Consider the following 14,908-nt stretch of genomic DNA (forward strand, 5'->3'; position numbering starts at 1 on the left):
ATGACATATCGCGTTCTGTGCCTCCTCGGGCTCCTCGTCCTCTTCGGGTGCAGCCGTCTCGACCACCTCGGCAAGGCACCAAGCTTCACCCCGCAGGAGCAGAGCCCGGAGCGGGTCGCCATGGCCTATTCCGGGGTCCCGACCGTTGCCTTGCCCCAACGTCAGACCGATCAGGCCTCTCTCTGGAGCCGTGAGCGAAGCTCGTTGCTCGGCGATCGGCGGGCCATGAAACAGGGCGATATCCTCACCGTCGTGATCGAGATTGACGACGAGGCCAGCATCTCGAACAGCACATCGCGCTCGCGGTCAGGCTCGGAGAGCCTCTCTGTGCCCCAACTCCTTGGGATACCGCAACGCATCGACGAGGATCTTCCGCTCGGGGCCACCATGGCGGATGCGGTCGATCTTGGCAGTCAGGCTGCATCGGGAGGAGACGGGCAGGTCCAGCGCAGGGAAGAGCTTACCCTCCGGGTGGCTGCGACGATCACCGACGTGATGCCGAACGGGGTGCTGGCGATCGAGGGGGCGCAGGAAGTGCGGGTGAATTTCGAGCTCCGGGAATTGCTGGTGTCGGGCTTTGTCCGCCCTGAAGACATCACGCGGCAGAACGAGATCACCTATGACAAGATCGCCTCGGCCAAGATTTCCTATGGCGGCCGCGGCCAGATCAGCGACATGCAGCAGCCGCGCTATGGCCAGCAGGTGCTCGACATTGTCCTGCCATTCTGACGAGGCCGCGATGAAAAAGCTACTGCCCATTCTCCTGGCCGTGATCGGCACCGCAGCGGGGATCGGCGCCGGCCTCTTCCTCGCGCCGGCGCCCACTGCCCACGATACAGCCGAGTCCGCCTCGGCAGGGGATGTGCATGACACCAGTGCGCATGACGGCGCCGGAGATCATTCCGATGCGGACGATGAAGAGGGCGAGGGTGGCAATGAATACGTGCGGCTGAGCAACCAATTCGTGGTTCCGGTCGTCGGCAATGACCGAGTCGAGTCGCTTGTGGTCCTGTCGCTGAGCCTCGAGGTCGGTCCCGGCGATACCGAGGCGGTCTTTGCCCAGGAACCGAAGCTCCGCGACGTGTTCCTGCGGGTCCTCTTCGACCACGCCAATATCGGCGGGTTTGCGGGCAATTTCACCGAGCAGCATCGCATGGACCGACTGCGTCGCGCCCTCTGGGAAGCCGCCCGAAACGTAATGGGCAAGATCGTGGTCGATGTGCTCATCACCGAGATCGCCCGGCAGGATTCCTGACCTCGGATCAGACCTCCGGATCCTTGAGAGCCAGCCTCCAAAGCGCATCCAGCCGGATCTCTTCCTGGTGAAGCCGCTTGTGCTGCAAGATGGCTGCCTCCTGCTCGTGCAACCGCTTGGTTGCTTCGGCCTGGGCCAGCGCAAGCCGCGCCCGAGCGAGACTGTGTTCCTGCTGCACGCGGCAGCGCGCCAGATCACGGTTCAGCTCGCCTCTCCTGCGCGACAGCCAGCCCTGCCAGAGCGTGTCGGCCCCGATCAGCCGCCGGTCCGCGAGGCTCTCGGTCTCGGAAAAGGCGGCCTGTCTCAACGCGTCGATCCGCGCAAGTTCATCCAGAAGACGCCGCTCCTCGTCCCGGTCGCGGCGGTTCTGCTCGAAGGCCCGGTCCTGCAGAAGCCGGGTGAGCTGACCAAGATCGCTCTGCGCACGGCTCATCGACCGCCTCGCCGACGGCGCATCGTCTCGCGCATATCCTCTGCAAAGCGGATCGCCGCCGCCACCGGGCGGTAATGTTCTGGCGCGATCTGCTCACCGATCCGGGTGGTGGCATGCAGCGCCCGCGCGGTGGGCGGGTCGGAATGCAGCGGCACGCCCGCGTCCTCGGCGACTTCGCGGATCCTGCGGGCAATTTCGTCCACGCCCTTGGCGACACAGATCGGGGCGTCCCCTGGCTTGCGGCTCCAGCTCAGCGCCACGGCGTAATGGCTCGGGTTCACAATCACCACGTCGGCGCGTGGCACGTCGGCCATCATCTGGGTCTGGGCGATCTCCTGCGCCCGGGCGCGGCGCTGCTGCTTGAACATCGGATCGCCCTCGGCCTCCTTGTGTTCATCTCGGAGCTCTTTCTGGGACATCCGGTTGCGCCGCAAATGCTCGGCCCGTTGCCAGAGATAGTCTACCGCACCGATGCACAGAGCCACCACTGCGGCAATCCCGAGCAGCTGCAGCATGAGATTGAGCATAAGCTCCGCGGCATCCGGCGCCGCGCCGCGAAGCACCCCGATGATGAGGTCATAGCGCGACGACAGGAACAGGCCGAGCACGACCGAGTAGACAGTCAGCTTGACGAAGCTCTTGAGAAACTCGAACAGGCCACGTCGGCCATACTTGTTGCGCGCATTTTCCATCGGAGAAAGACGGCTCGCCTTAGGTGCCAGCCGGGACGGTGCGAACACCAGACCACGGGTCGCGAAGAGCGCACACAGCACCACCGCCCCCGGCACCGCCAACCACGGCAAAACCGGCTTCAGCACCGCGCCAAGCACCGTGGCCGCGGGTGCCGTCGCCATCCCGTTGAAGAACAGCGATCCGAGCTTTTCGGGATGCTCGACAAACGGGAGCATCGCCTCGCCGAGACGCAGCACCGCGCCACCGCCTATCGAGAGGCCGGTCGCCAGCAGCCCGAGATAGGCTGCCGCGGTCAAAAGGTCCGGCGACCGCGGTATCTCCCCCTTGCGACGCGCCTCTTCGAGCTTGCGCGGTGATGGCTCATGGGATTTTTCTGCCGACTGTTCCTCTGCCATGGGCGCCTAGGGGGTCTGACCGGAGAGAAAGCGGTCGACGCTTGCGATCCACAGGGAGAGCATCAGCGGAGCGGTGACCAGAAGCAAGGCGATCGAGCCGAAGGTGATCACCGGGGCGCCAACGAAGGCCACCATCAGCTGTGGCATCGCCTTGTTGATGAATCCAAGCGTCAAGTTGTAGAGCGCCGAGAGGATCACGAAGGGCGCGGCGAGCGTGAAAGCCAGGGCGAAGGCCATCGCAATGTGCCCGCGCCCGGCCTGCGCGATAAGCGATGGATCGGGCAGGAGCAGAGCCGGAAACAGTTCGAAGGAAAGAATGATGAACCCTGCCACCTTGACGTGAAAGCCCGTGCTCATCAGCAGCGCCAGCGCCGCCACCGTCAGCACATGCCCGATCGCCGGCATCGGATCCGCGGCGCTGTTGCCAAGCAGCTGCGCCAGCGAGGTGGATTGCGCCGCAATGCTGCCCGCGGTCTGCAGCGCGTGCATGAAGAGCCGAAGCCAGAGGCCGAGGATCAGGCCGATCACGGACTCGGTCACCAGCGCCCAGGCCACCGTGCCGAGACCCGGCGGCGGCAGCGCCAGATCGGCGCCGGTCGCCGGCAGAACGGTGACGGTGAGCACGAGGCCAAGCGCCAGTCGGACCCGCATCGGAACCGTCTGCTCCCCCAGGCCCGGCAGCACCGCCATCATCGCCCCGACGCGCAGGAAAACGACCAGCGCCAGCCACCACCACCCCAGAAGAAGCGGCATGAACCCGGTCGCCCCGCTCATGCCGCCACAACCCCGACCAGCGCGGGCTTGGCCTCGATCCCGATCTCTTCGAAGGATAGCACCGGATTGGCGATCCCCTTGGCAGAGAGGATCGTGCGCAGGAACCGCCGGCGACGTGCGCTGGTGACAAGCGCGGGAAAAATCCCGCGGTTCCCGGCTTCGCTGACCTCGGCGGCGACACCGCTGGTCAGGCTCTCGAACAGATCGGGCGGCAGGGCGACGTCGAGCCCGCCAGCGGAGCCCTCGACCTGGTAGGTCGAAAAGGTATCTTCCCATTCCGGGGAGAGCTGGATCAAGGGAATCGTTCCGTCCTTCCGGCGCATCCCCGCGACCAGCTGGAACCCGATGCGCTGCCGCACGTGTTCACAGATCACGTCGGGCCGCGCCTGTTGGCCACGCATCTCCGAGATTGCCTCGAGAATCAGAGGCAGGTTGCGGATGCTGACCTGTTCCTCGAGCAGCAGCCGCAACACCTGATGCAGCGTATCGATCTGAACCTTGTCCGGGATCAGTTCATCAAGCAGACGACGGTTCGCCTCGGCCCGAGCGGGGTTGCTGAGGCTCACCATCTCGTCCAGCAGCCGGCGGAGCGATTTGAGCGTGAGAAGCCGCCCGAAATTTCGCTTTATGACCTCGAGCAGATGGGTCGCCAGAACCTCGGTCGGGGTCACGATGGTCGCACCGGTGAGCGCCGCACGGTCGCGATGCTCGGGCTTGATCCAACGCGCCGGAGCGCCATAGACCGGCTCGGTCACGTCACGCCCGCCAGGAAGGCTGGCATGATCGTCGGGCATCAGCGCCAGGACCAAATCCGGGTTGAGCTCTCCGCGCGCGACCTCGACGCCGTGGATCCGGATCAGGTAGATCCCGGTTTCGAGCGCCGGAGCATCGGTCAGCCGGATCTCGGGCAGGATGATGCCGAATCCCGAGGCGATGTGGCGCCGCATGTTGTCGATCCGCACATCGAGCCCGGTGCCCGGATCGAGCACCATGTTCACGAGATCGGGAGCAAATTCGACATGGATCTCGTCGACATCGAGGATGTCGCCGATGGGGCGCTCGCGGGGGGGCTCGGGTGCCTCGGCCTCCGGGGCGGCCGTGGGCTCGGCCAGCCGCCGCGCCATGAAGATTGCAAGCCCACCGAGCACGCCCGAGCCGAGGATGAACGGCAGAAAAGGCAAGCCCGGCACGAGCGCGAACAGGGCCATCAGCACCGCGACCGTTCCCAGCGCCGCCGGGTGCCGGGCGAGCTGCCCCGCCACGGCCACATCGGTGGCCCCGATGGCGCCTCCGCGCGCCAGAAGAAGCCCCGAGGCGATGGAGATGATCACCGCCGGAATCTGCGACACGAGCCCGTCACCGACGGTCAGGATGGCATAGGTTTCGAAGGCGCGGGACAGTGGCATGCCCTGGCCGAAGATCCCCATCACCATGCCCATCACGAGGTTCAGCAGCGTGATCAGAAGACCCGCGACCGCGTCGCCCTTGACGAATTTCGATGCCCCGTCGAGCGAGCCGAAAAAGGTCGTCTCCTGCTGTTCGCGTTCCCGCCGCGCCTTGGCTTCGGCATGGTCGATGGCCCCTGAGGACATGTCACTGTCGATCGCGAGTTGCTTGCCCGGCATGCCGTCGAGCGCAAAGCGCGCACCGACCTCGGCCATGCGCGCGGCCCCCTTGGTGATCACCGCGAAGTTCACGATCATCAAGACGCCGAACACGACGAGCCCAAGAAAGACACTGCCCCCCATGACAAAATTGGCGAACCCCTCGATCACATCGCCTGCGGCGGAGGTGCCGGTGTGCCCCTGACCGATGATCAGTTTGGTCGAGCTCACGTTCAGTGAGAGCCGCAGCATGAGCGATGCCAGCAGGATCGTCGGGAAGGCCGAAAAATCCAGCGGGCGCTCGATAAACAGGGTGACTGTGAAGATCAGGATCGCGAGCCCGAAGGACGCGGCAAGACCGACATCCAGGATCCATGCGGGCACCGGGAGGATCATCATCACGATGACCGCCATCAGGGCCACGGCGAGAAGTACGGTGGGCTTGAAGAACATGCCGGTGGCCATCATGCGGACCCGTTCGCGTCTTGCGTCCGATACCGGAGTGCCGCGCAGGCGCGTAAATCCCTCGCGGGAGCAGGCCGCACGCGGACTTGGCGCCGTAACTTTCGGAATTGGGCGCCCCGTGACACGGTTACTCCTCCGCCAGTCGTGTCTGGTCGAGCAGCGCCCGAAGCGTGTCCCGGGTTTCGGCCCCGGAGGTGGCAAGCGCTTCGACGACGGCCAGGCTCGGCTGCGGGCCGGCGCCGTCCGGAAGCGCCGATCCGACAAGCTCTGCCGCTGCGGCCAGGGCGTCCTCGCCTTCACCCAGCGCGGCCCAATCCCCTGCGAGCCAGGCGGCAGACCGCGCTGCGCCGTCCTCGCCGAGGGCCCCGAAGGCGGTTTGCGCATAGCTGTAGTCACCCATCATCGCCCGAGCCTGCGCGCGCAGTGCAAGTGCGTCATCCCCCTGAAGGCCAATCAGCGCGATCTCGGCCTGTTGTGGATCGGAGCGGGCCAGATGGATCTCCGAGAGCAACAGCCGGCGTTCACGAGACTCTCGATCGAGCACCGGAAGCGATGCCCAGGCCATTGCATCGTCCGCGAGGCCAAGACCGAGCAGCCGGCGCGCCACCGTGAGGGCCACATCCGCCTGGACGAGCGTCGCATACTCCGCGCGCCGTGGCACCGCTTCTTGCAGAAAGCCCGTGTCCGACCCCTGCACCGAGAGCGCAGTCAGCAATTCTGAAGCCGCGGCCCGGCGGTGCTCCTCGGGCATGTCGTCTCCGTTGCGAAAGGCTTCGAAAGCGTCCTCGAAACGATCGTTCGCCGCCAGCGCCCGCAGATGCGCAAGCCAGAGCTCCGGCCCTTTTTCGGTGGCGCGCAGCTCTGTCGAATAGGCCGCGGAGAGATCGGTCATCCGCGCGTTCACCGGCGCGCCGTTTTCGGAAGCAAGCGCAATGGTCGCTGCGACCGCATCGGGAGCATGCGCGCCCGCCCCGTGCGACAGGTCTTCGAGAACCGAATGCGCCTCTTGTACCGCGCCCTCGAGCCGGTCGATCTGGGCCTGACTGAAGCGCATTTCTGCGTCAGAGGCACCACCGGACCGGGCCAGCCGCGAGAGCAGGTTGCGTGCGGCGTCTGAATGCCCCGCCTCTGCCAGTCGGGTCGCAAGCGTCGGCCCCAGCACCGGTCGCAGGGTTGCGGGCAGAGCCTCGAAGGCGCGCCTCACCGAACGGTCATCGACCTCCGCCTCTTCCGGAAGCTCGGGGGCCCCGGCAAGCGCCCAGAGCGCGGCTGCGCCCTCGCACCCTGTCTGGCCCGCAAACACACCGGCGCGATCTGTCGCGCCATCCACGATACCAGCAAGCGCATAAAGCACCGGATCGCGCCGGTCGGGCAACAGCTCGAGCAGCGCGCGCGCCTCGGCCCCGAAACCGATATAGACATGGGCGCGCACCAGATCGGTAAGGATCTCCGGGTCGAGCGTGTCGAATTCACCGTAGAGCCGTCTGCGCAGCTCCGGGATGGTCTTGTCAAACGTCCCGTCCGTGCCCCAGGAGGCGATGTCGAGCGCGCCATCCGCGACGCAGCCGGTGCCGCCGATGCGGACGCGCGTCTGCATGTCGGCGGGTTCGCGGCCAAGAATTGCTGCCTCGATCTGTGAATGCGCGCCCGCAAGTTCGGGCACCGGCATCCCGTGATCATTCGCATCGTCTCTCGCGGCGTCCGGTGTCGCTGCGTCCGTTGCTGCGAGACGTTGCGGCAGACCGTTTCTGCTCGGTGACAACAAACCGTCGCTGGCTGCCGTCGCGAGTTGTTCAGCCAAGGTCCGTCCGAGCGCAGCGGAATCCATGCGATCGGCTGCCTCAATCCGCTCTGACAGAGCCAGTTCAGGCTCGGTTGCGCGTTGTGGCACGAAGACAGGCAGCAAATGGTTGCGCGCAGGCGACGGGCCTATGCCCGGCTGCGGACCGACCCGGATCCCGGAGAGCGGCCTCTTTTCTTCCGGCGTCGGTCCGGATGCATCCGCCATTTGTGGAGGCTCTCCAGGCCGAATGTCGAGCACCAGCATGCCCGGCTCCGCGAGAAACGCCTCTGCAACGCAGTCACAGCCAAATTCGAGCGCAAGGCCTGCCCCGCCTGGAAGCGGGTCAAGGCCCGAGAGCCGCTCGGTGTTGATGCGCGCGAAGACATCGCTGCTGTCAAACCGGTAACCCCTGCCATCGAAGCGCAGCTCGATCCGCCGGGGCGCGACATACTCCGTCTGCCACCCCAGACCGTCGGGAATATCGAGCGCGAGCCGCGTGAAAGAGCCATGCTCTCCGGAGCGGACACGGATCTCCTGCGCCGAAGCTGCACCGGCACAGAGCCAGAGCGACGTGCAAAACAGCGCGATACGGATCATGCCGCCGCCTGCTTGACGTTCTTCAACGCTTCTTCGAGATCGGTGAAGCTGGGCCGGAAATGCGCCGGGGTGTTCTGGCGCCCGACCTCGATGCAGATGTTGGTGGCGTGATTGTGCAGGTTCGCGACAAGCACCTCGCGGATCAGCTGGTAGAAATGCAGATCCTCCTCGACCACCGCCTTGACCTTCACCGCAAACGGGCCGGCGAAACCGTAGGCCAGAAACACCCCGAGAAAGGTGCCCACCAGCGCCCCGCCGATCAGCTTGCCCAGAACCTCGGGCGGCTGATCGATCGAGCCCATGGTCTTGATCACCCCAAGGACCGCCGCCACAATCCCCAGCGCCGGCAGCCCGTCGGCCATGGCCTGCAGGGCATGGCTCGAGTGCATCCGATGATGCTCGAGCGCTTCGATCCGCTTGTCGAGCACCTCTTCAACCTGATGCGGATCATCGTAATTCATCGACATCGAGCGCATGGTGTCGCAGATCAGCTCGATGGCGATCTTGTCGCCCTGAATCTTCGGATACTTGGAGAAGATGGTCGATTCATCTGGAGATTCCACGTGTTCCTCGATGGCCACGGGGCTCTGGCGGGCCAGCCTGATCAACTCGAACAGCAGGCAGAGCAGTTCCTTATAGTCCGCGGGCTTCCATTTCGCGCCCTTGAACACCTTTCCGACATCCTTGAGCGTGTGCTTCACCACGCCCGCGTCATTGCCGATCAGAAACGTGCCGAGCGCGGCACCACCGATCATCATCATCTCGAACGGGAGCGATTTCAGGATGATCGACATCTTGCCGCCAGCGAGAAGATATCCGCCAAAGACCATGCCGAAAATCACGACGATCCCGATGATTCCCATCATTGCGGTGACTCCTTCACCCATCCCGCGCGCTCACTCGTGTCATCGTCTTGGTAGCGCGGGGGCGGTTAACAAAACCCTCAGCCCCGGAGGTTTCAGCGGTTACATCACGAGGAAATCAGCGTGCAGCGCGCCGGCGGCCTTGATGCTCTTGAGAATGTCGATCATGTCGCGCGGTGAGACCCCAAGCGCGTTCAGCCCCGCGATCACCTCGGAGAGCGAGGTACCGCCCGGCACCTCGGCCAGACCGATCCCGGGCTCCTCGACGATATCGGCGCCGGTGCGCGGGACGATCACGGTCTCGCCTTCAGCAAAGGGGTTCGGCTGCACGGCAATCGGCGTCTCTTCGATGCGCAGGGTCAGATTCCCCTGCGACACGGCCACGCGGGAAATTCGTACGTCTTCGCCCATCACGATCGTGCCCGAGCGCTGATCCACCACGACGCGGGCGCGACGCTCCGGCTCGACCGGGAGGTTCTCGATCGCGACCACGGCCTGCGCCGGAGATCCGGTCCCCGTTTGTTGCAGGTTGACGGAGACCGTACCCGCATCGAGCATCTCAGCCGCACGGCGCCCGACCCGCCGGTTGATCGCCGCCTCGATCCGAGCCGCGGTGGTGAAGTCAGGTTCGCGCAGCGCCAGGCGCAGGGTCGACAGATCGGCAAAGGCGAACTCCACCTCGCGCTCGATCCGGGCGCCCGCGGGGATCATACCCGAGGTCGGGACCCCCTGCACCACCCGCGCGCCATCACCCTCTGCATTGACGCCGCCCGCGATCACGGTGCCTTGCGCCACGGCGTAGATCTGTCCGTCCGCGGCATTGAGCGGGGTCATGATCAGGGTACCGCCCAGCAGGCTGCTGGCGTCACCGATCGCCGAAACCGTCACGTCGATCTGGCTGCCGGCTCTCCCGAAGGGCGGCAAGCGGCTGGTCACGAACACCGCGGCCACGTTGCGCGGCCGGAACTGCTCACCGGTCACGTTGACCCCGAGCCGTTCGAGAATGTTCTGCATGATCTCTTCTGTGAAGGGAGCATTGCGCAACCCGTCGCCGGTGCCGTTGAGGCCGACCACCAGACCATAGCCGACAAGATCGTTGGAGCGGACGCCGTCGAATTCCACCAGATCCTTGATACGTACGGACTGCGCAGCTGCGCTCTGGGTCAGGAGACACAGAGTGAAGGCTAGGCAGAGGCCAAGCAGACGCGTGATCATCGCAGGAACTCCACCAGCGACATGCGTGAGGACCGCACGGTGATGGCATAGAGACTTTCGAGCTGCGAACGGGTGTTCTCGTAGCGGGTGGCGGTCTCGAACTGGTCCGTTCCGACCAGCTCGAGCCGGGCGATGCTCGTGGCCGTGCGTTCGGCCGCGTTGCGCGCGGTGGTTTCTTCGATCCGTTGTTCGACCGTGCCGAGCCCGGCCCGCAACTCGACCATGCTGGCCATCGCGGTTTGCAGGTCAAGCGCCGCGCTCGAGATCAGGTCGACCTTGACCGCACCGGACAGGGTCAGCGTGTCGTCGCTGGCCAGAGCCGCCTTGGCCATCGCTTTCATGACATCGCGAAACACCGCATCGTCGCCCCGAATGTCGACGCCTGCGCTTTCGGTGGCACTCAACTGGAGAGGCGCAAGCGAGGTGGTCGATCCGAGATAGCCGTCAGTCTCGAAGCCACCTCCCGGCGTGTTGAACCAGTCATCCAGGGCGGTCTCGACATCCGTTACGGTCGTGGCCCCGGCCAGCGCTGTCTGAAGCTCGGCGATCATCGCCTCGCCCTCGATCACCGCCGGGGTATCGGTGGCGGTGCCGGAGAACAGGAAGCGACCGGCGACCGATCGGTTGAGCCCGTTCAGCATGTGGCCCAGGGCGTTGCCAGCCTCGGTGGAGAGCGTGCGGAACATCTCGTCGTTCGGGGTCAGCTCGAGCGCGAGAAGCACCTGCGAGAGCAGTTCCGACCGTGTCTGGATCTCATCCAGCGTGGTCTGCATGGTGCCGGTGAGGAACGCGGCCTCGGTGGTATTCACCCGATAGGTTTCGAGCTGCGCCAGCCGGCGGTCGATCGAGACCAGCGACGAGACGTCTCCGCCAAGATGGGAGACCGGATCGCGGACGAAGCCGGTCGCGATCTCGGTGCCGAGCTGGTCGAGATCGCGGTTCAGGCGGGTCTGGTGGGTGCGCAGGACCAGGGTTCTGGCAAGATCTCCGACGGTATCCAACGGTGCCTCCTCAGATGTTCATCAGGGTCTGCATGAGCTCGTCCACCGTGGTGATGACGCGCGCGTTCGCCGCGTAATGCTGCTCGATCCGGAGAAGCTCCTGCAGCTCGGCGTCGGTATCGACCCCCTTGGACAGTTCAAGCTCCTTCAGCGCGGTGTTCTGGGCGCTGCTGAAGCTCTGCTCGCCATCTGCCCGCAGCCGCGCGGCAGCGATGGCGGCATGGAAATCCGCGACATGCTGGGCAAAGCTCTGTGCGCCTGACCCAAGCGCGGCCGATCCCGGGCTCATCAGCGCGTCCAGCGCATCGGAATAGCCCCGAAGAAGACGTGCCTCTCCGACCGGTCCCTGCACCGCGGCGCCAAGGCCATCCCGCAGGCGCCAGGTCCCGCTGCCGGCCGGATCGACCAGCGAATTGAGCGCGATCCGCCCTGCGAGCCCCGTTTCGTCCAACGGATCGAAGGCGGTGCCCGCATCGGTAAAGAGACCGGGGTCAGTAGCCCCGAGGGTGCTGTCCGGACCACCCGGGGCGAAGCGCTCGATCAGGTCACGGGCAATGCCATCGATCGCCGCCTGCATGTCCGGCGCAACGATATCGCGGATCTGGAACTGGGCACCGAGCGTGCCGCCGCCGAGCGCGCCATCATTGCTGCTGTTGACCGCCTTGCCATTGACCTCGAGCCCCGAAAGCGTACCGGCGCCAATGCTCAGATCGGCAGTGACCGGATCCTGCGGCGTGAAGCTGATCTCCACCGGGTCGCTGTGGAAATCCGGATCGAGAAGAACCGTGCCCGACGCCGCGTAGAGCGCAACGGCCCCGTTTTCGCGTGCCACGCTGCGGAGCGGCACGATGTCGGAGACGTCGTCGATCACCCGCTGGCGCTGGTCCATGAGCGATGCCGGATCGCCGCCGCGCAGCAGGCTGTCGCTGATCGCGGTGTTGAGCTCGGAAACGCGGCCGAGCGCGGTGTTGAACCGTGTGACCTGTGACCCGATGCTGCGGTCGGCATCGGTCCGGGCATCCTGGATCTCGACGCTGATCTGGTTCAGCATGGTGGTGAAATCCTCGGCCCTCTGCGCCACCAGCTTCAGCCGCTGGTCCGATGCCGGATCGGTGGCGGCAGAGAGCAACGCGGTCTCGAAGGCCGCATAGCGACCCACCAGAGATCCTGCCGTGTCGGTCGGCCCGAGCAGGGTTTCGACGCGGGATGCGAAGCTCTGCATCTCGTCGGCAAAGCCGGACTGGGCGTCGGACAACCGGCGGTCTGCCAGCACGGCGGGGTCGACATTGCGGGTGACCCCGTCGATCCACACCCCACCGGAATTTCCAAGCGTCCGGGCCGAAAGATCGAGCGTTCGGCGACCATAGCTTTCGGTCGTCGCGTTGGCGATGTTCGAGGCCACGAGGCCGGCCGATCGGCTGTTCGCGGTCAGCCCGCTCAGCGCGTTGGACAGTGCTCCGCTCAGTGACATGTGGTGCCCTCCGTGGAAGGGCTGACCCCGTTACCGGGCTCAGCGCTTCATGTTGGTGGTTTCCTGCAGCATCTCGTCGACGGTCTGGATCACCTTGGCGTTGGAGGAATAGGCGCGCTGGGTGCGGATCATGTCGGTCAGTTCCTGCGCGATGTCGGTGGCGGATTCCTGTCTGGCATAGGACTTCACGCTGCCGGTCGGTCCGTCCCCGGCATCCCACAGAAAGAACGATCCGCTCTCTGGCGAGGGCCGGAAGGTCGAGCCATCCACCGCGATCATGCCATTGTAATTGGGCAGGTCGACCAGCGGGATCTGGTAGAGCACCTGGCTCTGGCCGCTGTCGTAGAGCGCGCTGACATAGCCGTTCTCGTCGACCTCGACCGAGACCATGTTGCCGACCGAGGAGCCGTCCTTGGAGATCGAGATCGGCGCGAAACTGTCGCCAAGCTGCGACAGACCTCCTGTCGTGCCCGTGGCGCCGATGTCGAACTCGATCGGGCCGCCGGCCACGTCGACGGTGAAGAGGCCTGTCCCGGCATTGTAGGCGCCGCCCGTGGTTTCGACCACGGTCGCGATCGTGCCGCCCGCACCGGTCGTCGCATCGAACGTGATGGTATAGTCACCGATCACCGCGCCGTCCTGCGCGGAGTCGGTCATCACCATGCTCCACTCATTCGAGATCCCGGTGGCGGGAACCGTCGGCGTGAAGGTGATCGAGATGCTCTGCGAGATGCCAACATTGTCGAAATACTCGATCTCGAGATACTCTGCATCGCCCGCCGCGCCGGCCTGTGTCTCGGTGGCGGGCAGGTTCAGCGCCATGTCGACCGCGGTGGTCGGATCGCCGGTGAGGCTGAGGCTGAACTTGACCGGCTCGAGACCGTTGATGGTATCGCGCGGATAGGGCGGAATCGAGCCGTCGAGCGCCGCCGGCCACCCCATCAGGTAGTAGCCGTTCTCGCTTGCCAGATAGCCGTTCTCGTCGATCCGGAAGGAGCCGGTCGATGTCAGCAATAGCTCGGGCTCGCCCGTGGCTTCGTATTGCGCTTGCGATGCCACCGGGAGCATGCCGATCCCGTCCACCGCCAGATCCGTGGCGTTGCTGGTCGAGACGATGGCCCCGCCCTCGTCGATCAGGCGCAGGTTGTCGATCGCGGTGCCACCCGCGGTGTAGGCCCGCTGACTTCCGCTCGACATCACGAGCGCGGTGAAATCCGTTTCGACCCTGCGATATCCATAGGTCGAGGAGTTCGCGATATTGTCGGAGATGGCGCTGAGGCGGCTGGCATTGCCCGCCAGCCCCGAAACGCCGGCATTGAGAGACGAAGAAATGGTCATGGACGCGCCTTTCTGCTGTCACCTTCGAAGAACTCGCCACCAGACCTAACGGCACGGACTTAACCCGGAGCTAACAGCTAAAATCCGCCGCATATCCGCCCGCGGTCAGCTGCGCAGAAAGATGATCTCGAGCCGCGTGTTGCGCGGGTCCATCGGGTTGTTCTTGGCCGGTTCACGGTCGGCATGCGCGGTGACCCGGTTGATCCGGGCCTTTGACAGCCCGTCCGCAAGCAGCAACTCGCGGAACCGGTCGGCATGTCGGGTCGAAACCTCCCAGGAGGGATCGCGCGCGAGAACGATCGGATAGGCCCCGACATGGCCCTCGATCGCAAGCGGATTGGTCACCATGTCCGAGACCCCCGCGATCACGCCGGAGAGCGCGCGCAGCAGCTCGGTCGGGGCGCCCTGGGCGTCGAAGAGCGGCGCCTCCTCGGTTGCAAAAAGCTCGACCACGAGCCCCTCATCGGTGACGCGGGTCACGATATGGCGCATCAGCGTGTCGCTGATCATGCTTTCGCCGCCACGCCCCATGAGCAGATCCTCAACCGCTTCCAGCGCCTCGTCCTGCGCGCCGATCTCGTCGGCCTCGCCCGGGTCCGATGCGCCGCGCGCGGCATGTTGCGAGGTCGGCCTCAGGCTCGTGGCGCCGGTTCCGACCCGTGGCAACGTGTTCTCGGAGAAGATGCTGTCCCCACCGAGACTGCCATCGCCGCCACCGGAAACCCGGCTGATCGCGATGGTTGGGCTGAAGTAGTCCGCAAGCCCCTTGCGCTGTTTTTCCGTTGTCGCATTCAGCAGCCACATCAACATGAAGAAGGCCATCATCGCGGTGACGAAATCGGCATAGGCGACCTTCCATGCGCCGCCGTGATGCCCGTCACCGCCCGAAACCTTCTTCCTCTTGATGATGACCGGCGCGACACTGCTGTCGACCGCCATGTTCCACCACCTTCGTATTTCACCCCGAAGAGCGGTCTAGCGGTGCAGCGGTTACGCCTGCCTTAACATTTAAAACTCTCGA

Annotated in this window: 13 protein-coding genes; 2 read left to right on the plus strand and 11 right to left on the minus strand. The window is 65.3% G+C overall.

Features of this window, described 5'->3' with window-relative positions; genetic code table 11:
- Both flgH and R2601_RS06770 read left to right on the plus strand, forming a co-directional pair.
- Entirely contained in the window at positions 1–729 is a 729-nt protein-coding gene (gene flgH, locus R2601_RS06765; RefSeq protein ID WP_007795554.1) for a flagellar basal body L-ring protein FlgH, read from the plus strand.
- A 10-nt stretch (positions 730–739) separates the two neighbouring features.
- On the plus strand, positions 740–1,255 hold the full coding sequence (locus R2601_RS06770) for a flagellar basal body-associated FliL family protein (RefSeq protein ID WP_007795556.1): 516 nt from the start codon (positions 740–742) through the stop codon (positions 1,253–1,255).
- A 7-nt stretch (positions 1,256–1,262) separates the two neighbouring features.
- Here the strand turns inward: R2601_RS06770 and R2601_RS06775 are convergent, their stop codons facing one another.
- From R2601_RS06775 to R2601_RS06825, 11 genes are all read right to left on the minus strand, one after another.
- Positions 1,263–1,688: a hypothetical protein gene (locus R2601_RS06775; protein ID WP_007795559.1), complete on the minus strand. Its 426-nt coding sequence runs from the start codon at positions 1,686–1,688 to the stop codon at positions 1,263–1,265.
- Entirely contained in the window at positions 1,685–2,776 is a 1,092-nt protein-coding gene (locus tag R2601_RS06780; RefSeq protein WP_040544436.1) for an EscU/YscU/HrcU family type III secretion system export apparatus switch protein, read from the minus strand. The genes R2601_RS06775 and R2601_RS06780 overlap by 4 nt, the downstream gene beginning before the upstream one ends.
- A gap of 6 nt (positions 2,777–2,782) precedes the next feature.
- Positions 2,783–3,550 carry a flagellar biosynthetic protein FliR gene (locus tag R2601_RS06785; RefSeq protein ID WP_007795564.1) on the minus strand — a complete coding sequence of 256 codons (768 nt, stop codon included), beginning with the start codon at positions 3,548–3,550 and terminating at the stop codon, positions 2,783–2,785.
- Positions 3,547–5,622 carry a flagellar biosynthesis protein FlhA gene (gene flhA / locus R2601_RS06790; RefSeq protein WP_007795567.1) on the minus strand — a complete coding sequence of 692 codons (2,076 nt, stop codon included), beginning with the start codon at positions 5,620–5,622 and terminating at the stop codon, positions 3,547–3,549. Before flhA ends, R2601_RS06785 begins: the two co-directional genes overlap by 4 nt.
- Positions 5,623–5,746: 124 nt before the next feature.
- A complete protein-coding gene (locus R2601_RS06795; protein WP_254656040.1) occupies positions 5,747–7,999 on the minus strand; it encodes a hypothetical protein in 2,253 nt (750 codons plus the stop codon).
- Positions 7,996–8,865 carry a flagellar motor stator protein MotA gene (gene motA / locus R2601_RS06800; RefSeq protein WP_007795570.1) on the minus strand — a complete coding sequence of 290 codons (870 nt, stop codon included), beginning with the start codon at positions 8,863–8,865 and terminating at the stop codon, positions 7,996–7,998. The genes R2601_RS06795 and motA overlap by 4 nt, the downstream gene beginning before the upstream one ends.
- A 99-nt stretch (positions 8,866–8,964) precedes the next feature.
- Positions 8,965–10,077 (minus strand): flagellar basal body P-ring protein FlgI, encoded by a 1,113-nt coding sequence (locus R2601_RS06805; protein WP_007795571.1) that lies wholly within the window; start codon positions 10,075–10,077, stop codon positions 8,965–8,967.
- On the minus strand, positions 10,074–11,078 hold the full coding sequence (locus R2601_RS06810) for a flagellin (protein WP_007795573.1): 1,005 nt from the start codon (positions 11,076–11,078) through the stop codon (positions 10,074–10,076). The genes R2601_RS06805 and R2601_RS06810 overlap by 4 nt, the downstream gene beginning before the upstream one ends.
- A 10-nt stretch (positions 11,079–11,088) precedes the next feature.
- Positions 11,089–12,549, minus strand: coding sequence for a flagellar hook-associated protein FlgK (flgK, locus tag R2601_RS06815; RefSeq protein ID WP_007795575.1), 1,461 nt, complete (start codon positions 12,547–12,549; stop codon positions 11,089–11,091).
- A 39-nt stretch (positions 12,550–12,588) separates the two neighbouring features.
- A complete protein-coding gene (locus R2601_RS06820; RefSeq protein WP_007795577.1) occupies positions 12,589–13,887 on the minus strand; it encodes a flagellar hook protein FlgE in 1,299 nt (432 codons plus the stop codon).
- Positions 13,888–13,992: 105 nt separating this feature from the next.
- Positions 13,993–14,826 carry a flagellar motor protein MotB gene (locus tag R2601_RS06825; RefSeq protein WP_007795579.1) on the minus strand — a complete coding sequence of 278 codons (834 nt, stop codon included), beginning with the start codon at positions 14,824–14,826 and terminating at the stop codon, positions 13,993–13,995.
- Positions 14,827–14,908: the final 82 nt, after the last annotated feature.

It is taken from the genome of Salipiger bermudensis HTCC2601 (assembly GCF_000153725.1).
Taxonomy (GTDB): Bacteria; Pseudomonadota; Alphaproteobacteria; order Rhodobacterales; family Rhodobacteraceae; genus Salipiger; species Salipiger bermudensis.